This window comes from Pantoea sp. nfd-35 (assembly GCF_056892255.1).
Map to the genome: position 1 here is coordinate 3068518 of NZ_CP122403.1, position 19678 is coordinate 3088195.

20 protein-coding genes are annotated in these 19678 nt (G+C 57.1%); 10 read left to right on the plus strand and 10 right to left on the minus strand.

The features are described 5' to 3' along the window. Positions 1-365 precede the first annotated feature (365 nt). A complete protein-coding gene (locus P9J57_RS14265) occupies positions 366-1088 on the plus strand; it encodes an ABC transporter ATP-binding protein (protein ID WP_029568538.1) in 723 nt (240 codons plus the stop codon). Here the strand turns inward: P9J57_RS14265 and bioD are convergent. From bioD to bioB, 4 genes are read right to left on the minus strand one after another with little or no spacing between them, the layout of a single operon-like run. Then, positions 1074-1763: a dethiobiotin synthase gene (gene bioD / locus P9J57_RS14270; RefSeq protein ID WP_014593221.1), complete on the minus strand. Its 690-nt coding sequence runs from the start codon at positions 1761-1763 to the stop codon at positions 1074-1076. The two genes, P9J57_RS14265 and bioD, sit on opposite strands and share 15 nt — an antisense overlap. Further along, entirely contained in the window at positions 1757-2512 is a 756-nt protein-coding gene (bioC, locus tag P9J57_RS14275) for a malonyl-ACP O-methyltransferase BioC (RefSeq protein WP_019106145.1), read from the minus strand. The genes bioD and bioC overlap by 7 nt, the downstream gene beginning before the upstream one ends. Beyond that, on the minus strand, positions 2496-3647 hold the full coding sequence (bioF, locus tag P9J57_RS14280; RefSeq protein WP_483279266.1) for an 8-amino-7-oxononanoate synthase: 1152 nt from the start codon (positions 3645-3647) through the stop codon (positions 2496-2498). Before bioF ends, bioC begins: the two co-directional genes overlap by 17 nt. Then, positions 3647-4678: a biotin synthase BioB gene (gene bioB, locus P9J57_RS14285; RefSeq protein WP_013025102.1), complete on the minus strand. Its 1032-nt coding sequence runs from the start codon at positions 4676-4678 to the stop codon at positions 3647-3649. Before bioB ends, bioF begins: the two co-directional genes overlap by 1 nt. Before the next feature lie 85 nt (positions 4679-4763). Here bioB and bioA point away from each other — a divergent pair, with 85 nt between their 5' ends. Both bioA and P9J57_RS14295 read left to right on the plus strand, forming a co-directional pair. Continuing rightward, complete coding sequence (gene bioA, locus P9J57_RS14290; protein WP_133344343.1) at positions 4764-6056, plus strand: adenosylmethionine--8-amino-7-oxononanoate transaminase; 1293 nt, start codon at positions 4764-4766, stop codon at positions 6054-6056. Between the two features lie 74 nt (positions 6057-6130). Further along, entirely contained in the window at positions 6131-6607 is a 477-nt protein-coding gene (locus tag P9J57_RS14295) for a kinase inhibitor (RefSeq protein WP_013025100.1), read from the plus strand. 61 nt (positions 6608-6668) lie between these two features. Here the strand turns inward: P9J57_RS14295 and pgl are convergent, their stop codons facing one another. Beyond that, positions 6669-7670 (minus strand): 6-phosphogluconolactonase, encoded by a 1002-nt coding sequence (gene pgl / locus P9J57_RS14300; RefSeq protein WP_064352697.1) that lies wholly within the window; start codon positions 7668-7670, stop codon positions 6669-6671. A gap of 155 nt (positions 7671-7825) precedes the next feature. On the opposite strand from pgl, the gene P9J57_RS14305 reads away from it, so the two are divergent. Continuing rightward, on the plus strand, positions 7826-8644 hold the full coding sequence (locus P9J57_RS14305; protein WP_014606276.1) for a pyridoxal phosphatase: 819 nt from the start codon (positions 7826-7828) through the stop codon (positions 8642-8644). 34 nt (positions 8645-8678) lie between these two features. On the opposite strand, the gene modC is transcribed toward P9J57_RS14305, so the two are convergent. The 4 genes from modC to P9J57_RS14325 all read right to left on the minus strand — a co-directional run bounded on the left by modC (position 8679) and on the right by P9J57_RS14325 (position 11487). Continuing rightward, entirely contained in the window at positions 8679-9737 is a 1059-nt protein-coding gene (gene modC / locus P9J57_RS14310) for a molybdenum ABC transporter ATP-binding protein ModC (RefSeq protein WP_014593216.1), read from the minus strand. After that, a complete protein-coding gene (gene modB, locus P9J57_RS14315; RefSeq protein WP_013025096.1) occupies positions 9731-10426 on the minus strand; it encodes a molybdate ABC transporter permease subunit in 696 nt (231 codons plus the stop codon). Before modB ends, modC begins: the two co-directional genes overlap by 7 nt. Continuing rightward, a complete protein-coding gene (modA, locus tag P9J57_RS14320; protein ID WP_028714954.1) occupies positions 10423-11196 on the minus strand; it encodes a molybdate ABC transporter substrate-binding protein in 774 nt (257 codons plus the stop codon). The genes modB and modA overlap by 4 nt, the downstream gene beginning before the upstream one ends. A 135-nt stretch (positions 11197-11331) precedes the next feature. Beyond that, the gene (locus tag P9J57_RS14325) at positions 11332-11487 is read right to left on the minus strand and encodes an AcrZ family multidrug efflux pump-associated protein (RefSeq protein ID WP_014606279.1); all 156 of its coding nucleotides are present in this window, start codon (positions 11485-11487) and stop codon (positions 11332-11334) included. 142 nt (positions 11488-11629) lie between these two features. Between P9J57_RS14325 and modE the strand changes: the two genes are divergently transcribed. The 6 genes from modE to gpmA all read left to right on the plus strand — a co-directional run bounded on the left by modE (position 11630) and on the right by gpmA (position 18302). Beyond that, on the plus strand, positions 11630-12412 hold the full coding sequence (gene modE / locus P9J57_RS14330) for a molybdenum-dependent transcriptional regulator (protein WP_133344346.1): 783 nt from the start codon (positions 11630-11632) through the stop codon (positions 12410-12412). Between the two features lie 75 nt (positions 12413-12487). Beyond that, entirely contained in the window at positions 12488-13960 is a 1473-nt protein-coding gene (gene modF, locus P9J57_RS14335) for a molybdate ABC transporter ATP-binding protein ModF (protein ID WP_078828556.1), read from the plus strand. 220 nt (positions 13961-14180) lie between these two features. Further along, positions 14181-15227 (plus strand): galactose-1-phosphate uridylyltransferase, encoded by a 1047-nt coding sequence (gene galT / locus P9J57_RS14340; protein ID WP_133344348.1) that lies wholly within the window; start codon positions 14181-14183, stop codon positions 15225-15227. Next, positions 15224-16372, plus strand: coding sequence for a galactokinase (galK, locus tag P9J57_RS14345; protein ID WP_024472421.1), 1149 nt, complete (start codon positions 15224-15226; stop codon positions 16370-16372). The genes galT and galK overlap by 4 nt, the downstream gene beginning before the upstream one ends. Next, positions 16366-17400, plus strand: a complete 1035-nt coding sequence (galM, locus tag P9J57_RS14350) for a galactose-1-epimerase (protein ID WP_024472422.1) — start codon at positions 16366-16368, stop codon at positions 17398-17400. Before galK ends, galM begins: the two co-directional genes overlap by 7 nt. 149 nt (positions 17401-17549) lie before the next feature. Continuing rightward, positions 17550-18302, plus strand: coding sequence for a 2,3-diphosphoglycerate-dependent phosphoglycerate mutase (gene gpmA / locus P9J57_RS14355; RefSeq protein WP_013025088.1), 753 nt, complete (start codon positions 17550-17552; stop codon positions 18300-18302). A gap of 58 nt (positions 18303-18360) precedes the next feature. On the opposite strand, the gene aroG is transcribed toward gpmA, so the two are convergent. Then, on the minus strand, positions 18361-19413 hold the full coding sequence (gene aroG, locus P9J57_RS14360; protein ID WP_014606285.1) for a 3-deoxy-7-phosphoheptulonate synthase AroG: 1053 nt from the start codon (positions 19411-19413) through the stop codon (positions 18361-18363). Positions 19414-19678: the final 265 nt, after the last annotated feature.

Consider the following 19678-nt stretch of genomic DNA (forward strand, 5'->3'; position numbering starts at 1 on the left):
TAGTGATTTAGCTATCAGCGCAATCCGTGCCTTGATCGGCGACAAGTGCGTCTCACTTTTCTTTTTTTTATTGCCCCATTAACGAGCAGGTGCACTTCCCGGCTTCATGAACCTGCACCAACGCTGTACCGCGTAAGCGTCCTGACGTGGAATTGTTAACTTTTATTTATCTTTAAACAGGGTGATTTTCACTGGTTAGCCCCGACTCCACTCGCCGTTGAGACTCTGGCCTGGTAATTGCATGCTCTCTCATCTGAGTGTTACAGGCAGTAGCCGCGTGAAATGCGCCGCTATCTCATTAGAGCGATTTACCAGAAATGAACGGCGAAAGCATTCAGGTTAATTATCTGGAAGGAGCGCGTCAGATGCTAAGTTTACGGTCGGTGAATCAGTTTTACGGTAAAAATCATATTCTCTGGAATGTGGATCTTGATCTGCCTCCCGGCACCTGCACCGGCATACTGGGACGCCCCGGTATGGGAAAAACCACGCTGGTGAACTGCATTATGGGCAAGCTACCGATTAACAGCGGGACGATCAGCTGGCAGCAGGATGGCTCGCCGCCGGAAGACCTGCTCTCGCAGCCTGCTGAGCTGCGGGCCCGACAGGGGATCGGGTTTGTTCCGCAGGGGCGCCACATTTTTACTCAGATGAGCGTTGAGGATAATTTACTGATTGCCTTACTGGCAGGTGCACAGGCGAATGACGCTTATCGGGCGATCCCGGAAATGATCTTTGATCTGTTACCCGCGCTCTATTCGCTGCGTCAGCAGCGCAGCGGCGACTTGCCGGTCTATCAGCAGCAGCAGTTGGCACTGGCCCGTGCGCTGGTGCTGCAGCCCCGCCTGTTGATTCTGGATGAGCCCGCCGACGGCATGGCGCCCTGGCTGGAAGAAGAGATGGGGAATCTGATTCGTCGCCTTAATCGTGACTACGGCCTGACGATTCTGCTGCTTGAACAGCGCGTCTCGCTGATTCGCCGCGTGGCTGACAACTTTCTCCTGCTGCATCGCGGGCGCAATGTAGCACAGGGTAACGTCGCCCAGCTGGATGACGCGACCCTGGAGAAGTGGTTAACGGTGGCCTGATCGATCCGGCAGCGTCAGATAATGTCCACAGTTTGCCTGCTGGTCTTCCTGGGTTAGCCAGGGGATCACGCCCAGGCAAGGTGCAGGAAGCCGCTGCGTTAAGGCCGCCAGGTAGGCCTGATAACGCTGGCCGGGTGGCTGTACCGTATTGGCGATCCAGCCCGCCAGGTGCAGGCCGCGTGCGCGAATCGCATCGGCAGTCAGCATGGCATGATTGATACATCCCAGCTTGACGCCCACCACCAAAATGACCGGTAGCTGCTCCTCCTCGACCCAGTCTGCATAGGTTTGCGTCTCAGAAAGCGGCGTGTACCAGCCGCCCGCACCTTCCACCAAAATCCATTCTGCCAGCGGCTCAAGTTCCCGCAGCCCCGCCGACAGCGTGGCAAACTCAATCGGTCTGCCCTCATCCGCGCTGGCGATATGAGGTGAAGTCGGCTCCATAAACGCCAGTGGATTGACCTGTTCGTAGCGCAGCGGGACGTTGCTGTAACGCTGTAAGGTCAGCGCATCACTGTTGCGCACGCCTGCTGCGGTGAGCTCGCAGCCTGAGGCCACAGGTTTATAGCCCGCGCTGCGGTAGCCTGCGGCGGTGGCAGCCTGCAGCAGCGCCGCACTGGCAACCGTTTTACCGACTTCGGTGTCGGTACCGGTAACAAACCAGCGATTCAACATTGTGTCACTCCAAACATAAGATGGTAACTGAGGCGGAAACCCTGCTCATCCCGCGGCCAGTGGGCTTCGAGCTGAGCAAGACGCTGGCGCGTTAATACGCAGCCAGACCGTCCGGTATGCAGATGCGTTGCCCCGATGCCCTTCAGGGAGCGCATTGCACTCAGCGCATCGGGAAAATGCAGGGTAAGGGTTTGCGCATGGCAGCGCAGACGCTGTGTTTCACAGGCGGCAGCAATCTCCTGTGCAGGCAAAAAGCGGTTCGCATGGAGACGGCCATCCACCTGTGACCAGGCCTGATGCACTTCTTGCAGGGAGCCCGCGCTCAGGGTGGAAAACAGCAGACAGCCGCCGGGCCTGAGTACCCGGTTAAACTGCATCAGCGCCGCCTGAAGATTCTCGCTCCACTGCACCACCAGATTGCTCCATACGAGGTCAACAGACTGGTCTGCCAGTGGCAGAGCATCAATATCGCCGGCCAGATAGTGATGCGCGGCCCCGTTTTGCCGGGCCTGTTGCAGCATCTGCGGGGAAAGATCCAGCGCCGTGACCTCTTTACCCCGATCGCGCCATATCCGGCTGTACCAGCCGGTTCCGCATCCGGCATCCAGCAGTTGCAAACCGCTGTGCGCTGGCACCTGCGCCAGTAGCGCGTCCCCGCTCAGCCGCTGGAGTTCAGCATAGTGATCATACTGAGATGCGGCGCGGCCAAATGCCCGTGCAACCGCGCCTTTATCAACCTGCAGCGTCATACAGCGCCTCCAGCAGGGCATCAATATCCTCTGGCTCATGGACGGCGGTAAGCGTGATGCGCAGACGGGCCGTGCCCGGCGGCACGGTCGGCGGACGGATCGCACTGACCCAGCAGCCCGCCCTGGCCAGGCGCGCAGACAGCGCCAGCGCCTCGCCGTTATCCCCGACGATTAATGGCTGAATGGCGCTGGACGACGCCATAAGTTGCCAGGGCAACGAGGCCGCGCCGTGCCGGAAATGGGCGATATTACGCGCGAGACGTTGACGGCGGTCATCACCCGCCTGCACCTGTTTCAGCGACGCTAACAGCGCACTGGCCTGGGCTGGCGGCATCGCCGTGGAGTAAATCAGATGACGGGAAAATTGCACAAAGTAATCGGCGGTCGCCTCATCACACAACAGCGCGGCCCCGCTTACGCCAAAGGCTTTGCCAAAGGTCACCACCAGCAGGTCGGGTTTCATGCCCTGTGCCCAACAGCTGCCACGTCCCTGCTCGCCCGTCACCCCTATGCCGTGCGCATCATCGACCAGCAAAAAGGCACCGGCATGTTTCGCCCGGTCGGCGATCGCCTGAAGGGGCGCGCTGTCGCCGTCCATACTGAAAACCCCTTCGGTTACCACCAGCGTTTGCCCTTCGCAGGGCGCATCGAGGCGCTTAGCCAGACTGAGAGGATCGTTATGGGTAAAGCGACGCAGCTGAGCAGGGCTTTGGCTGGCGGCCTCCAGCAGCGAAGCATGCGTCAGTTTGTCGGCCAGAATGCGGTCATTTTTCTCTGCCAGCAGGTGAATCACCGCCTGATTCGCCGCAAAGCCGGAAATAAACAGCAGCGCGCGCGAATAGCCCAGCCAGTCTGCCAGCTGTGCTTCCAGCTCGGCATGTAAACGATGAAAACCGGTTACATGGCCCGATGCACCCGCACCGGCACCGGCCTCGTCCACGCCTTGTTGCCAGCCCGCCATGACGGCGGGATGCTGGCTCAGCCCAAGATAATCGTTACTGGAGAAATGGCGAAAGGTCTGACCGGCATGGCGGATCAGGCGCGTCTGATTCTCTTCAATCACGCGCCGTTCGCGCCAGCCATCTTCAGCACGGCGCTGTATCAGCGCCTGCTGGATGCGTTGCTGCCAGCTCATTACAGCGCCGCGTTATAGAATGTTTCTGTATCGGCATGAAGCAGTTGCTCACTTAACTGCTGCTGCTGGGCATTGTCGCCGTTTGCGGTCTGCGTATGCTCAGGATTCAGCCCCAGCTTACGGAACAGCAGCATATCTTTGTCTTCTTCCGGGTTCGGCGTCGTCAGCAGCTTGCAACCGTAAAAAATGGAGTTTGCCCCGGCCATAAAGCACATCGCCTGGGTTTGCTCGTTCATCTGCTCACGGCCTGCGGACAGGCGAACATGCGAGGTGGGCATCATGATGCGCGCCACGGCGATGGTGCGGATAAAGTCGAACGGTTCAACGTCATCATTGTCTGCCAGCGGCGTGCCTTTCACCTTCACCAGCATGTTGATGGGCACACTTTCAGGCGGCGTCGGCAGGTTAGCCAGCTGTACCAGCAGTCCGGCACGGTCGTTTACGGTTTCACCCAAGCCCACAATCCCGCCCGAACAGACCTTGATGCCGGCGTCACGCACTTTCCCCAGCGTATCCAGTCGTTCCTGATAGCTGCGCGTTGTGATGATATTGCCGTAAAACTCCGGTGAGGTGTCCAGATTGTGGTTGTAGAAATCCAGTCCGGCACTGCCTAAACGCTGCGCCTGACTGTCGCTCAACGTGCCAAGCGTCATGCAGGTTTCCATGCCCATCGCTTTGACGCCTTCGACCATTTTTTCCAGGTAGGGCATATCGCGATCGCTGGGGTTTTTCCATGCCGCCCCCATGCAGAAGCGGCTGGAGCCTGCGGCTTTGGCTTTTTGCGCGGAACGCAGTACCTCGTCCACTTCCATCAGTCGCTCAGATTCCAGGCCCGTCTTGTAGCGGGCGCTTTGCGGGCAATATTTGCAGTCTTCCGGGCAGGCACCGGTTTTAATCGACAGCAGTGTGCTGACCTGCACCTGACGTGGATCGAAGTGCTGGCGGTGCACCTGTTGCGCTTCAAACATCAGTTCAAGAAATGGCCGATCAAACAGCGCCTGGGCCTGAGCCAGAGTCCAACGTTGTGACATTACTTACTCCAAAAAAGGTGTCATCCCGACAGTTAACGTGGTTATACTTGTAAACTAAATCTTTTTATTTTGGTTTACAACTCCGATGTTTACTTCTCAGGACGCTGAATTTGATCGCCAGCATATCTGGCATCCCTACACCTCAATGCAGCAGCCGCTGCCCTGCTATCCGGTTGTTGCGGCACAGGATTATCATCTGCAGCTGGCAGATGGTCGTACCCTGGTGGACGGAATGTCGTCCTGGTGGGCGGCGATACATGGCTATAACCATCCGCGCCTGAATCGCGCCCTGCAACAGCAGATGGGGCAGATGTCCCACGTGATGTTTGGCGGCATTACCCATCCTGCCGCGGTGGCGTTGTGTCGTCAGTTGGTCTCAATGACGCCAGACGCGCTGGAATGTGTATTTCTGGCCGATTCCGGCTCGGTCGCCGTTGAAGTCGCGATGAAAATGGCGCTGCAATACTGGCTTGGGCGAGGCGAGACGCGTCAGCAATTTTTGACGCTCAAACGCGGTTATCACGGCGATACCTTTGCCGCGATGTCGGTATGCGATCCGGATAATTCCATGCACAGCCTGTGGCGCGGCTACCTGCCGGAACACCATTTCGCCGCGGCGCCGCAGTGCGGTTTTGATGACGAGTGGGATGCGCGTGATGCAGAGGATTTTATCCGGCTGATCCAGCAGCATCGGGGGCAGCTGGCCGCGGTGATTCTGGAACCCATCGTTCAGGGTGCCGGGGGAATGCGTTTTTACCATCCGCGCTATTTGCAGTGTGTACGAGAAGCCTGTGATCGCTACGGCATTCTGCTGATCGCCGATGAGATCGCAACCGGCTTTGGCCGCACCGGTACGCTGTTCGCCTGCGAACATGCGGCGATTTCACCGGACATTATGTGCGTAGGCAAGGCCCTGACCGGCGGCACGATGAGCCTCGCCGCTACCCTCACCACCCGTGACGTGGCCGATACCATCAGCCTCAGTCCGGCGGGCTGCTTTATGCACGGCCCCACCTTTATGGGCAATCCGCTGGCGTGCGCGGTGGCGTCAGAAAGCCTGGCAATGGTGCAGGAAGGTGACTGGCGTCAGCAGGTTGCGGCGATCGAGCGTCAGCTGCGTGGCGCGCTGCTGCCCCTGCGTCACGCGCCCGCGGTGGCTGACGTGCGCGTGCTGGGAGCCATTGGCGTGGTGGAAACGCATCAACCGGTCAATATGGCGGCGCTGCAACAGTTCTTTGTCAGTCAGGGCGTCTGGATTCGCCCTTTTGGCCGCCTGATTTATCTGATGCCGCCTTATGTCATCTCCCCTGAGGCGCTGGATAAGCTGGTCAATGCGATTGGGGCGGCACTGGAGCAGCCCGCTCACTTTCTTTCTTAATGTTGCAACGGCTGGACGTAAACCGGCTTTTGGTTAAGATGAAAAGGCAGTGACCATTAACGCAAGGAGATGTAATGCGAGTTTACAGCCAGGATTTACACGACGGCGACAAGATGCCGGAGAAACACGTTTTTAACGGAATGGGTTATCAGGGCGATAATCTTTCCCCTCACCTTGCCTGGGAAGATGCGCCAGAAGGCACCAAAAGTTTTGTGATCACCTGCTTCGATCCGGATGCGCCTACCGGCTCAGGCTGGTGGCACTGGGTGGTGGCGAATATTCCGGCCGAGACCACATCGCTGCCTCAGGGTGCCGGTTCGGGTAAAGCCGCACTGCCCGCCGGGGCGCTACAAACACGCACGGATTTCGGTCAGGCCGGATACGGCGGCGCAGCACCGCCTGCCGGTGAAACCCATCGTTATATTTTCAGCGTTCATGCGCTGGATGTGGACAAAATCGACGTCGATGAGGGTGCCAGCGGCGCCATGGTCGGGTTTAACGTGCATTTTCACGTGCTAGCCAGCGCATCGCTGACCGTTCATTACGTCTGATCGCCGCATAAAAATGCCGCTTCCGGCCTGTCGAACGATTCCGGAAGCGGCAATTTGCAGGTTATCCTGCCAGCTGATGTACCACTACCCACATCGGACCCTGTCCAACGGCGTAACGGCCCACCGGCTTCAGTAAGCCCTGTGGCTCAGTGATATTGTAGACTTCAATGTGGTGTGACTTCTGCCCCGCCGCCACCAGGAACTGGCCCGCGTGATCGATATTGAATCCGCGCGGCTGCGTTTCGGTCGGCTGAAACCCTTCGACTGTCAGCACGGCACCGTCTTCGCTGACGCTAAATACCGTTAAGGTGCTGCTGGTGCGATCGCAGGCGTACAGGAAACGTCCGTCTGGCGTCAGATGAATATCGGCAGCCCAGCGGGTACCGGTAAAATCAGGCGGCATCATATCCAGCGTCTGTACCGACTCAACCTTGCCCTGCGCATTGTTCAGCGCCCAGACCTCGACCGTGCTGTTCAGCTCATTGACGCTGTAGGCGTACTGTCCGTTGGCATGAAACGCCATGTGGCGAGGCCCGGCGCCTTCCGACGTGGTAACCTGCTCCTGCGAATGCGGGGTTAACTGACCGTCTGCGCCAAGGGTAAACAGGCAAATGCGATCCTGCTTCAGGGCAGGCACGTACAGCGTCCGATCGGCATTGTCGATATTGGCGGAGTGGCATCCCGCCAGGCCGTTAATGACCTGGCTCGGTGCCTGTGGCACGCCGTCATCCCCTATTGGGCTGATACTGACGCACGCATCGTTGTAAGAGCCGCAAAACAGGAAACGGCCGGCATGATCGGTGGAAATATGGGTCGGGCTGCCCGGCAGAGGCGCCTGTCCGGCTTCGGTCAAGGTGCCGTCTGAGGCGATGCGAAACGCCAGTACACGGAAGTCGGGGCGCACGCCTACATACAAGAAATCTTTTTTTGGACTCACCACCATAGGCTGAACCTGACCGGCGACGTCCGTAACCTGCAGGAGCGTTAAGGTGCCATCTTCATTCAACTGCCAGACATGGATTTGTTGACTCTCGGGACTGGCGGTGTAGACAACCTGCTTCATGTATTCTCCTTTTTCGCTGACTCATGTTGTTCTGTGGGTCACTGTAGCGCGTTTTTTTCTGTCTCGCTGGAATGATTTGTGCCCTGATTTTTGTTTCTGTACCACGGTCAGGTGTAGACTTACTGTTCTGCTAACCCATCCCGATGAGAGGATTAATGAGCTATCGTGTAATCGCCCTCGACCTTGACGGCACGCTGTTAACCCCGACGAAAACCATTCTGCCCCAATCCGTGGAAGCGATTACTCAAGCGCGTCAGGCTGGCGTCAAGGTGATTATCGTGACCGGCCGTCATCATTGCGCTATCCATCCTTTCTACCAAACGTTAGCCCTGGATACGCCTGCAATCTGCTGTAATGGTACCTATTTGTATGACTATCCGGCCAAAAAAGTGCTGGCCGCTGACCCGCTGGACGTCGGCAGCGCGGTGCGCGTCATTGAGATGCTGGACGAACATCAGATTCACGGCCTGCTGTATGTAGACGATGCAATGCTGTATCAAACGCCAACCGGCCATGTGATTCGCACACTGAAGTGGAGTGAGTCGCTTCCGCCGCACCAGCGTCCTGTGTTTAAGCAGGTGGACAGCCTGGCGCAGGCGGCCAGAGAGGCCGGGTCGATCTGGAAGTTTGCCCTGTCTCATGAGAACACCACCGAACTGCAGCAGTTTGCGCAGCGCGCGGAAACCGAACTCGGGCTGGCCTGTGAATGGTCATGGCACGATCAGGTCGATGTAGCCCGCGGCGGCAACAGCAAAGGCAAGCGCCTGGCGCAGTGGGTAGAATCCGTGGGGCTGAGCCTGCAGGACGTCATTGCCTTTGGCGACAACTATAACGACCTGAGCATGCTGGAAACGGTGGGGCTGGGCGTGGCAATGGGAAATGCGGATGACGTGATTAAATCCCGGGCAAAAATGGTCACTGGCACCAACCTGGAAACCAGTATCGCCGACACGCTTTACCAGTACGTCCTGTAATCCTGCCCAACCCGGCAAGGCACGCCTGCCGGGTTCAGGCCGTCACCGACACGCTTTTAATCTGGGCATACAGCCACTGTGACGGCCGGATATTGAGCTCGTCGCGCGCCCAGGGCGAGATGCGCGCCCACAGTTCGCTTACGCCAATGCGCAACCTGACCTCAACCTGATCGCCCACCTCAATGAGTTCGACGACCTGCGCAGGCAGGATATTGCGGATAGAGCTGTGCTGAGCCGGTTGCAGCGTCAGGGAGACGTCCGCCGAGGCAATACGGATCCGCAATGCCGATTTAACGGGCAAATTCACCCGACTGACCCAAATATGTTGATCGCCCAGAGACAGCGCCGACATAGGATAATCAGGATGGTGCTCCAGCACCTGCACACGCAGCACGCTGGTCAGATCGCTGGCGGGCAGCCATGGCCGCATTGCGCTGCTGCTCCAGACGCGCTCCAGCGGACCAAAGGCTTTAACCTTACCCTGATCCAGCACCAGCACGTTATCCGCCAGCTGCAGAATCTCCTCCAGGCTATGGGAGACGTACAACACGGGAATATCAACCTGCTTCGCCAGCTTCTGCAGATAAGGCATCAGCTCACGCTTGCGCGGTAAATCCAGCGACGCCAGCGGCTCATCCATTAACAGAATATCGGGTGCACTGAGCAGGGCGCGGCCAATAGCAACACGCTGCTTTTCTCCGCCCGACAGCGACAGCGGAAAACGATCCAGCAGCGGCTCAAGGCCCAGTAACGCCACCAGCGAATCAAACTGGCCCTTCATGCTGGCCGAGAGGCCGTAACGTAAATTCCCCCGAACCCGGTAGTGCGGAAACAGCCGTGCGTCCTGGAAAACGTAGCCGATGCGGCGCTTTTCCGGCGGCAAGGCGATCTGCTGATCGGCATCAAACAGTATTCGCTCATTCAGCTGAATGCGTCCGCGCTGAGGTTGGGTTAAGCCGCCAATCGCGTTAATCAGTGAGGTTTTGCCCGCGCCCGACACGCCGAATATCGCGGTGATACCGCTGGCGGGGATCGTCACATCAACCTCAAGCTGATGCTCGCCCAGGCGTTGAGCCATGTTCAGCGTCAGCATGAAGCCCCCATCCGTTTACGCCCCCACTGCGCCAGCCATTCAGACGCCAGTAAGGAAGCCAGTGCCAGAACGATCGCGATAACGCACAGACGTGCGGCGGCCCCTTCCGCCCCGGGCGTTTCAATCAACGTATACATCGCCAGAGGAATGGTGCGGGTTTCGCCGGGAATGTTGGAAACGAAGGTAATAGTGGCACCGAACTCGCCAAGGGAACGGGCAAAGGCCAGTACGGTGCCGACAATAATACCGGGCAGCGTTAACGGCAGCGTAATGGTAAAAAAGACCCGCCAGCGTCCGGCACCTAAGGTGCGCGCAGCCTGCTCCAGCCGGCTATCCACCGCCTCCAGCGCCAGACGAATGGCCCGCACCATCAGGGGAAAGGCGATAACCGCAGAGGCCAGCGCCGCGCCGCGCCAGCTAAAGGCGAAGCTGAAGCCAAACCATTCATACAGTTTTTCACCGATCATACCGCGCCGACCCAGGCCAATCAGCAACAGGTAACCCACCACCACCGGCGGCAGTACCAGAGGCAAGTGGATCACACTGTCTAGGATGGCTTTACCGGGGAAACGGCAACGTACCAGCACCCATGCCATCAGGATACCGAATGGCAGACTGCACAGTACGGCAATGCCTGACACCTGCAGGCTGAGCAGGACCGCCTGCCATTCAACATCACTGAGTATCATTTTTTAGGCGAGAATCCGTATTGTTTGAACACTGCGGCCGCTTCAGGCCCTTTCAGGTAGTTATAGAAAGCCTTAACGGCAGCGTTGTCGCGATCGTTAACGATTGCGACAGGATATTCGACCGGCTTGTGGCTGTCTTCCGGAAAGGTGCCCACCACCTGAACTTTTTTACTGGCTACAGCATCTGAGCCGTACACAATGCCATAAGGCGTTTCATTACGTTCCACCAGCGCCAGGGCGGCGCGCACATTACTGGCACGCGCCAGCGCCGGGGACACAGAAGACCAGGCACCCAGCTTTTGCAGCGCTTCTTTAGCATAGATGCCCGCCGGCACGTGATCGGGATCGCCCACGGCCAGACGTTCGCCCTTTAACAGGCTTTTCCAGTTGGTTTGATCGTTGATCGTCACCGGTTTGGCGCTGTCGCTGCGCGGTGCAATCAGCACCAGGTCATTGCCCAACAACGTATAGCGGGTGCTGTCGATCATACTTTTTTTAGCAACGGCATCGTCCATCCACTGTTGATCGGCTGAGATAAACAGATCGGCAGGTGCGCCCTGCTCAATCTGACGCGCCAGTACCGAGGACGACGCAAAGGATGAGACAACGTCAGTGCCGTGCGTTTTTTTGTACTGTGCTGCAATCTCTTCCAGCGCGTTAGTGAGTGACGCCGCCGCAAACACGGTGACCTTATCAGCCGCCAGCGCCTGGCCTGCCAGTGAAACGCTCATTACCAGCGCAATGCTCAGACGACGAAAGGGTAAACGCATGATTTTTCTCCAGTGATCGTTATATATTGAATAATACAACGCATTATCTGACAGCGGCGTCAAATTAGCAAAAAAGTAAAAAGAGGCGTTCAGGGCGAGGACAACGTCCGCACTGAGGCGGACGTTGTGTGGGGATTAGTTCTGTGAGCGGGCGTTGTTGTTATCGCGGCGACCCGTTTTAGAGATGAGGTTAAACACTTCACCCAGGCCGTAGATCAGGCCTAACATAATCGCCATTACCACAGGTACCATGATCACTGCCACGGCGAGGCTTTTGATGAGTTCCAGCATGAAGAGTCCCACTTTGCGTGTAAAAAAAGAGATTGTAACGGCTTAGTAAAACTTTGCGCAGACCTTTTCGTGCTTTTACTTTGAGGCTGAAAGCTCGTTATCATCTGCCTGATTACGCGATTCATTCTTTGCAGGAGCCACCATGCAAGCCGAACTCACCCTTCACATCCGCCTGCAGCAAAAGCTGTTTGCCGATCCACGCCGCATTGAACTGTTAAAGCGCGTGCAGCAAACCGGTTCGATTAGCCAGGGCGCGAAGCTGGCGGGCATCAGTTACAAAAGCGCCTGGGATGCCATCAACGAGATGAACCAGCTGGCTGAACAGGAAATGGTGACGCGGGCAACCGGTGGCAAAGGCGGCGGTGGCGCGCAGTTAACCCGCTATGGCGAACGTCTGGTACAGCTGTTCGGCCTGATGGAAAAGATTCAACAACACGCCTTTGATGCTCTGCAACAGGACTCGCTGCCGCTGGACAGCCTGCTGGCCGCTATCGCCCGCTCTTCATTGCAAACCAGCGCACGTAATCAACTGTTCGGCACCGTGGTGGATAACGACGCGCAGCATATCCAGCAGCACCTGACCATTCTGCTCTCGGATGGCGTAACCCGGCTCAACGTCGCCCTGACCACGCGCAGCGCAGAACGCCTGCATCTCAAGGCCGGCAAAGAGGTGCTGGTTCTGATTAAAGCCCCGTGGATCAGCCTTCATACTGATGCAACCGGGGCGGATAATCAGCTGGCCGCCACTATAAGCGCTATCGAAACCGGTGAGCAGGTCAGTGAAGTCCTGATGCGCCTGCCGGGCGGTGAAACGCTGTGTGCCACGCTGGAAAACGCGGAAATTGCGCGTCGGCAGTGGCAACCGGGTCACGCCGTGATCGCCAGCTTTAGCGCCAGCCACGCCATCGTCGCCGCTTTGCGTTGATTTATCATTCCGGTTTGACTTCGTTCGAAGCAGTGGCTACAACAACGGTTAACGCTGCAAAAAATGGAACGAATCATGGCTTCATTGCATATTTCGCAAGGCATATTTCATCTTAATGATGCGCGAGTGTTGTCGCTGACCGATGTACACCTTCAGCCCGGCGAGCGCTGGGCATTTGTCGGTGCCAACGGCAGTGGTAAATCCTCACTGGCGCGCGCCCTCTCGGGTGAACTGGCACCGCTGTCAGGTCAGGTAACCTGTGATTTTCAACGTCCCAGCCGCCTGTCGCTGGAGCAGTTGCAGAAGCTGGTCGCCGATGAGTGGCAACGGAATAACACCGACCTGCTGAGCGAAGGTGAGGATGATACCGGCCGCACAACGGCTGAAATCATTCAGGATGAGGTTAAAGACAGGGTGCGCTGCGAGCAGCTGGCCACGCAGTTTGGTATCACCGGCCTGCTTAACCGCCGTTTTAAATACCTCTCTACCGGTGAAACGCGCAAAACATTACTGTGCCAGGCGCTGATGAAGCAGCCCGACCTGCTGATTCTGGATGAGCCTTTCGACGGCCTGGATGTCGAATCGCGCGCGAATCTGACCGCCACGCTGCACCAGTTGCCGCAGGCGGATTTTACCCTGGTGCTGGTGCTGAACCGCTTCGATGATATTCCGGACTACGTTGACCAGGTTGGCGTGCTGGCAGAATGCAGCCTGACGCATGTCGGACCCCGTGAGGAAATTCTGGCGCAGGCGCTGGTGGCCCAGTTGGCGCGCAGTGAGCAACTGGCTGGCATGGCGCTGCCGGAAGCCGACGTCCCGGATGCGCTACCGCCGCTGGCAGATGACGCGCCGCGAGTGCTTTTGCGTAACGGCATCGTATCCTACAACGACCAGCGTATTATCGACGGCCTCGACTGGCAGGTTAATACCGGGGAGCACTGGCATATTCTCGGGCCAAACGGCGCGGGCAAATCCACATTACTCAGCCTGGTTACGGGCGACCATCCCCAGGGCTACAGCAACGATTTAACCCTGTTTGGCCGGCGCCGTGGCAGCGGCGAAACCATCTGGGATATCAAACAGCATATTGGCTATGTCAGCAGCAGCCTGCATCTTGATTACCGCGTAAGCGTCAACGTCCGGACCGTGATCCTGTCCGGCTTTTTTGACTCGATTGGTCTTTATCAGGCCGTCTCCGATCGCCAAATGGCGCTGGCGCGTCAGTGGCTGGCTCTGCTGGGCATGGATAGCAGAATGGGGGATATGCCCTTTCACGGTTTATCCTGGGGCCAGCAACGGCTGGTGTTGATCGCCCGGGCGCTGGTTAAGCATCCTACGCTGTTGATACTGGATGAACCCTTGCAGGGGCTTGATCCACTCAACCGCCAGTTGGTAAGACGTTTCATCGATATTTTGATTGGTGAAGGCCGTACTCAACTGCTGTTCGTTTCACATCATGCTGAGGACGCGCCCCAGTGTATTACCCACCGTCTGCATTTTGTGGCCCAGCCTGACGGCGGCTATCGCTACCAACAGGACAGGATTTGAGTGCCCTGACGCCGTACCAGCGGCGTTGTTGACCACCAGATGTAAACGCTACCATTTAAACCTGTTTTTTAGCGATGCGATGTGCGGATCCGCCTTTAAATAAGAATATTCAGCTTGTGTAAACGATACCACTTATCCAGACTGGATCACGTTTTTGACTCACCCGATGTGCTATTTTTTCTTGATGACTTTTTAATTTTGACGCTTACCAGGATGCAACATGGAAAAATTTAACCCGGCCGATCATCCTCATCGCCGTTACAATCCCCTGACCGATCAGTGGATTTTGGTTTCTCCTCATCGTGCCAAACGTCCCTGGCAGGGGGCTCAGGAAACGCCCGCAGTGAATACGCTGCCGTCACACGATCCTGACTGTTTCCTGTGCGCAGGCAACACGCGCATCACGGGCGATGTGAATCCTGATTATCAAGGCACCTACGTTTTTACGAATGATTTTGCCGCGTTAATGACGGATACGCCCGACGCGCCTGAAAGCGATGACATGTTGATGCGTTGCGAAAGCGCGCGCGGTACCAGCCGCGTCATCTGCTTTTCGCCCGATCACAGTAAAACCCTGCCCGAAATGTCACTGAGCGCCTTACAGGACGTCGTCCGCACCTGGCAAGAACAGACGGCTGAACTGGGTCAGCACTATCCCTGGGTGCAGGTCTTTGAGAACAAGGGCGCCGCGATGGGCTGTTCTAATCCTCATCCCCATGGACAAGTGTGGGCCAACAGCTTTCTGCCTAATGAAGCCCAGCGCGAAGACGATCTGCAGCGCCGCTATTTTGCCCAAAAGGGCTCGCCGATGCTGGTGGATTACCTTGAGCGTGAACAGCAGGATGGCAGCCGCACCGTTGTTGAAACCGAACACTGGCTGGCCGTGGTGCCCTGGTGGGCGGCGTGGCCGTTTGAAACCCTGCTGCTGCCAAAAACCCATGTTAAGCGCCTGACCGATTTGACCGATGCGCAGCGTGACGATCTGGCTTGTGCCATCAAGCGCCTGACCAGCCGTTACGACAACCTGTTTCAGTGCTCCTTCCCCTATTCCATGGGCTGGCACGGCGCGCCGTTCAACGGTGACGACAATGAACACTGGCAGCTGCACGCCCACTTTTATCCGCCGCTGCTGCGTTCCGCAACGGTGCGCAAATTTATGGTCGGCTACGAGATGCTGGCTGAAACCCAACGCGATTTAACCGCAGAACAGGCAGCCGAACGCCTGCGTTCCGTGAGCGATATTCATTTCCGTGAGGCAAAACAATGAGCTTAAAAACCATCACGCAGCAGGTGTTTACTGAGACCTTTGGCTATGCGCCTACCCACGCGATTCAGGCCCCAGGCCGCGTTAATTTGATTGGCGAGCACACCGATTACAACGACGGTTTCGTGCTGCCTTGCGCTATTGATTATCAAACGGTTATCGCCTGTGCAAAACGCGACGATCGGCAGGTACGCGTGGTTGCCGTGGATTACGATCAGGCGCAGGACACCTTTTCACTGGATGCCCCGATTACCAGCGTAAAAGAACCCATGTGGGCGAACTATGTACGCGGCGTCGTCAAGCACCTTCAGCAACGCGCACCGGATTTTGGCGGCGTCGATATGGTGATTAGCGGCAACGTGCCTCAGGGCGCGGGCCTTAGCTCTTCCGCCTCGCTGGAAGTGGCGGTCGGAACGGTTTTCCAGCAGCTGTTTAACCTGGCACTGGACGGCGCCGCCATCGCGGTCAACGGTCAGGAAGCAGAAAACCAGTTCGTGGGCTGTAACTGCGGCATTATGGATCAGCTGATTTCCGCGCTGGGCCAGAAAGATCATGCCATGCTGCTGGACTGCCGGACGCTGGGCACGACACCGGTTTCGATGCCGGACGATATTGCCGTGGTCATCATCAATTCCAACTTCCGTCGCAGCCTGGTGGGAAGCGAATACAACGTTCGCCGTGAGCAGTGTGAAACCGGCGCACGCTTCTTTAACAAAAAGGCGCTGCGGGATGTCGACCTGGCCGAGTTCAACGCGGCTGAGTCTCAGTTAGATCCGCAGGTTGTCAAACGCGTACGTCACGTCATCACTGAAAACGCCCGTACGCTGGAGGCCGCCAAGGCGCTGTCTCGCGGCGATTTAGCCCGCATGGGCGAACTGATGGCGGAATCTCACGCCTCAATGCGTGATGACTTCGAAATTACCGTGCCGCCGGTGGATACCCTGGTCGAGATTGTTAAAGCCGAGATCGGCGATCGTGGCGGTGTTCGCATGACCGGCGGTGGCTTCGGTGGCTGTATTGTCGCCCTGATGCCGCTTGATCTGGTAGACCAGGTTCAGGCCGCCGTCGCCAGCCAGTATGAAGCCAAAACGGGCATCAAGGAGACCTTCTACGTGTGCAAAGCATCAGAAGGAGCGGGCCAATGCTAAACGATGTGAACTCCCATGCGCCGGACGGTCAGCCGTGGCGCATCACCGTATTACGTAATGCCAATGGCATGATTGCCACCTTTATGGACTGGGGCGCAACCTGGCTGTCGGCGCGAGTCCCACTGCAGGACGGTCACGTGCGTGAAGCCCTGCTGGGCTGTGCAACCCCTTCCGACTATCTGCATCAGGATGCCTATCTGGGTGCCACGGTAGGCCGTTATGCAAACCGTATTGCCGGCGCAAAACTGAATAAAATCAGCCGCCAGTTGAGCGCCAATCAGGGCGAACATCAGTTACACGGCGGCCCAGAAGGGTTTGATAAACGCCGCTGGCAAATTGTCAGTCAGTCAGAAACGGAAGTGCATTATCGTCTTGATTCGCCCGATGGCGATCAGGGCTACCCGGGCAACCTTATTGCTGATTTGCGCTATGTGCTGGATGACGATAACTGCCTGTCCATTCACTATCAGGCGCAGTGCGACCAGCCCTGCCCGGTCGGTCTCACCAACCATGCTTACTTTAATCTTGATGCGCATCATGGTGATGCGCGCCAGCATCGGTTACAACTGCACGCCGATCGTTACCTGCCCGTGGATAGCGAGGGGATTCCCAACGGCCCACTGAAGGCAGTGGACGGCACCAGCTTCGATTTCCGTCAGGCCAAACGCATTGAGCAGGATTTTCTTGCCGATGACGATCAGAAGGCAGTTAAAGGCTATGACCATGCTTTCCTGCTGAACAGTGCAGGCGATAGCAGCCAGCCTGCCGCTGAACTCTGGTCAGAGGACGGCAAGCTCCAGTTGAGCGTGACCACGTCAGCGCCCGCGTTACAGTTCTACAGCGGTAACTATCTGGCCGGCACGCGCGCCCGGGAGCAGGAAAGCTATACTGCTTTTCAGGGGATCGCGCTGGAGAGTGAATTTTTACCGGATTCGCCTAATCATCCCGAGTGGCCACAGGATGATTGCTGGCTGCAACCGGGAGATCGTTGGGAATCCGTCACGCGCTATCGCTTTACACCACGCTGAGCCACCGTGTGAAAAACGCGCAGTGCGTCACAGACAGACTTACGCAGTGCGCCGTTTTCCGCTATGGTAGAACGCAATTGGTCAGCCAACGGGCTGGCGACAGCAGGTTTCCATTATCTCAGAAACATCAAGTATTAAGGAGTTAAGCTATGGCTGTAACTAAGCTGGTTCTGGTGCGACACGGCGAAAGCCAGTGGAACAACGAAAACCGCTTCACCGGATGGTATGATGTAGACCTTTCTGACAAGGGCCGTACCGAAGCTAAAGCAGCCGGACAGCTGCTGAAGAAAGAAGGTTTCGTGTTTGATTTCGCCTACACCTCTGTGCTGAAACGCGCCATTCACACCCTGTGGAATGTGCTGGATGAGCTGGATCAGGCCTGGCTGCCCGTTGAGAAATCCTGGCGTCTGAACGAACGTCACTATGGCGCGCTGCAGGGCCTGGACAAAGCTGAAACCGCCGCAAAATACGGCGACGAGCAGGTTAAACAGTGGCGTCGTGGCTTCGCGGTGACTCCGCCAGAGTTGGACCGCAGCGATGAGCGTTTTCCTGGACACGACCCGCGTTATGCTTCACTGAAGCCTGAGCAGCTGCCCACCACCGAAAGCCTGGCGCTGACCATCGAACGCGTGATCCCTTACTGGAACGAATCCATTCTGCCACGTATCAAAAGTGGTGAGAAAGTGATCGTGGCGGCCCACGGTAACTCACTGCGTGCGCTGGTGAAATACCTGGACAACATGAGCGAAGAAGAGATTCTTGAACTGAATATCCCGACCGGCGTTCCGCTGGTGTACGAGTTCGATGAAAACTTCAAACCGATCAAACATTACTACCTGGGTGATGCTGACGAGATCGCAGCGAAAGCCGCGGCCGTTGCCAATCAGGGTAAAGCGAAGTAATTTTGCTTCCGTGCAAAAAGGGCCAGACAATGTCTGGCCCTTTTTTATTGCGCCCTGCTTACCTGCGACGCTTTATAACCGCATCGGCCAGCTGACGCAGCACCTTTTCGGTATCGGCCCAGCCAATACAGGCATCCGTGACGCTCTTGCCATAGACCAGCGGCTCGCCGCTTTCCAGGCTCTGATTCCCTTCAACCAGATGGCTTTCAATCATCACGCCGATAATACCGCGCTCACCGTTGATCATCTGCTGTGCCACATCGTCCGCCACCTGCATCTGCTTCTGAAACTGCTTGCTGCTGTTAGCATGGCTGAAGTCGATCATTACCTGCTGAGGCAACCCGGCTTTTTCCAGACCGGCTTTCACCGCGCTGACATGACTGGCGCTGTAGTTCGGCTCTTTACCGCCGCGCAGGATGATATGGCAGTCGCCGTTACCGCGGGTTTCCACAATCGCGGAGTGACCGTATTTGGTCACTGACAGGAAACAGTGCGGTGAACCGGCTGCGTTGATGGCATCAATCGCCACTTTAATGGTGCCGTCCGTACCGTTTTTAAACCCTACCGGGCAGGAAAGGCCGGAAGCCAGCTCGCGGTGAACCTGTGACTCGGTGGTACGGGCACCGATGGCCCCCCAGCTCATCAAATCCGCCACGTACTGCGGCGTAATCATATCCAGGAATTCGCCAGCGGCAGGCAGGCCGGAATCGTTGATCTCCAGCAGCAGCTTACGCGCCAGGCGCAGGCCGTCGTTTAGCTGAAAGGAGCCATCCATGTAAGGGTCGTTGATCAGCCCTTTCCAGCCAACGGTGGTACGCGGTTTTTCAAAATAAACGCGCATGACCACTTCCAGCTCGCCTTTAAGCTGCTCACGCAGGGTTAACAGGCGCGCCGCGTACTCTTGTGCGGCTTCCGTATCGTGAATTGAGCAGGGCCCAATGACCACCAGCAGGCGATCGTCCTGGCCGGTCAGAATCTGGTGAATGGCCTGGCGAGCCTGAGACACGGTCTGCGCTGCACGTTCGGTGGCAGGAAATTTCTCCAGTAAGGCTACGGGGGGCAGGAGCTCTTTGATCTCTTTGATGCGTAAGTCATCGTTCTGGTAATTCATACTCATTCCATATAATTTCTGGCCCGGCGCCCGCCGGACACAACCCAGCCAATGTAGCCCGAAGCGCACAGGGTGTAAATTCCTGATGAGCGCATAATGTATGCGTGAAATTTGCATAAATGGGTTATGCGTCTAGACTTTTAAAGGTAATCACTGAGGAACGGTGGCTTACTTTTATTAACACCTGTCTTTAAGCTAACCAGCGAAATTTTATTTCGCTCAGGGCGCTTTTTCTCTGAACCTTATCTGGCAGCGGTTAGAGACA

What these genes read in the sequence shown, in the direction of transcription:
- bioC (WP_019106145.1), bottom strand. Translation starts at nt 2,512, where the DNA reads ATGACGCTGCAGGTTGATAAAGGCGCGGTTGCACGGGCATTTGGCCGC.
- aroG (WP_014606285.1), bottom strand. Translation starts at nt 19,413, where the DNA reads ATGAATTACCAGAACGATGACTTACGCATCAAAGAGATCAAAGAGCTC.
- bioA (WP_133344343.1), top strand. Translation starts at nt 4,764, where the DNA reads ATGTTTACTTCTCAGGACGCTGAATTTGATCGCCAGCATATCTGGCAT.
- bioD (WP_014593221.1), bottom strand. Translation starts at nt 1,763, where the DNA reads ATGTTGAATCGCTGGTTTGTTACCGGTACCGACACCGAAGTCGGTAAA.
- modB (WP_013025096.1), bottom strand. Translation starts at nt 10,426, where the DNA reads ATGATACTCAGTGATGTTGAATGGCAGGCGGTCCTGCTCAGCCTGCAG.
- pgl (WP_064352697.1), bottom strand. Translation starts at nt 7,670, where the DNA reads ATGAAGCAGGTTGTCTACACCGCCAGTCCCGAGAGTCAACAAATCCAT.
- modC (WP_014593216.1), bottom strand. Translation starts at nt 9,737, where the DNA reads ATGCTGACGCTGAACATGGCTCAACGCCTGGGCGAGCATCAGCTTGAG.
- modE (WP_133344346.1), top strand. Translation starts at nt 11,630, where the DNA reads ATGCAAGCCGAACTCACCCTTCACATCCGCCTGCAGCAAAAGCTGTTT.
- bioF (WP_483279266.1), bottom strand. Translation starts at nt 3,647, where the DNA reads ATGAGCTGGCAGCAACGCATCCAGCAGGCGCTGATACAGCGCCGTGCT.
- P9J57_RS14305 (WP_014606276.1), top strand. Translation starts at nt 7,826, where the DNA reads ATGAGCTATCGTGTAATCGCCCTCGACCTTGACGGCACGCTGTTAACC.
- galT (WP_133344348.1), top strand. Translation starts at nt 14,181, where the DNA reads ATGGAAAAATTTAACCCGGCCGATCATCCTCATCGCCGTTACAATCCC.
- galK (WP_024472421.1), top strand. Translation starts at nt 15,224, where the DNA reads ATGAGCTTAAAAACCATCACGCAGCAGGTGTTTACTGAGACCTTTGGC.
- P9J57_RS14295 (WP_013025100.1), top strand. Translation starts at nt 6,131, where the DNA reads ATGCGAGTTTACAGCCAGGATTTACACGACGGCGACAAGATGCCGGAG.
- P9J57_RS14325 (WP_014606279.1), bottom strand. Translation starts at nt 11,487, where the DNA reads ATGCTGGAACTCATCAAAAGCCTCGCCGTGGCAGTGATCATGGTACCT.
- modA (WP_028714954.1), bottom strand. Translation starts at nt 11,196, where the DNA reads ATGCGTTTACCCTTTCGTCGTCTGAGCATTGCGCTGGTAATGAGCGTT.
- gpmA (WP_013025088.1), top strand. Translation starts at nt 17,550, where the DNA reads ATGGCTGTAACTAAGCTGGTTCTGGTGCGACACGGCGAAAGCCAGTGG.
- modF (WP_078828556.1), top strand. Translation starts at nt 12,488, where the DNA reads ATGGCTTCATTGCATATTTCGCAAGGCATATTTCATCTTAATGATGCG.
- bioB (WP_013025102.1), bottom strand. Translation starts at nt 4,678, where the DNA reads ATGTCACAACGTTGGACTCTGGCTCAGGCCCAGGCGCTGTTTGATCGG.
- P9J57_RS14265 (WP_029568538.1), top strand. Translation starts at nt 366, where the DNA reads ATGCTAAGTTTACGGTCGGTGAATCAGTTTTACGGTAAAAATCATATT.
- galM (WP_024472422.1), top strand. Translation starts at nt 16,366, where the DNA reads ATGCTAAACGATGTGAACTCCCATGCGCCGGACGGTCAGCCGTGGCGC.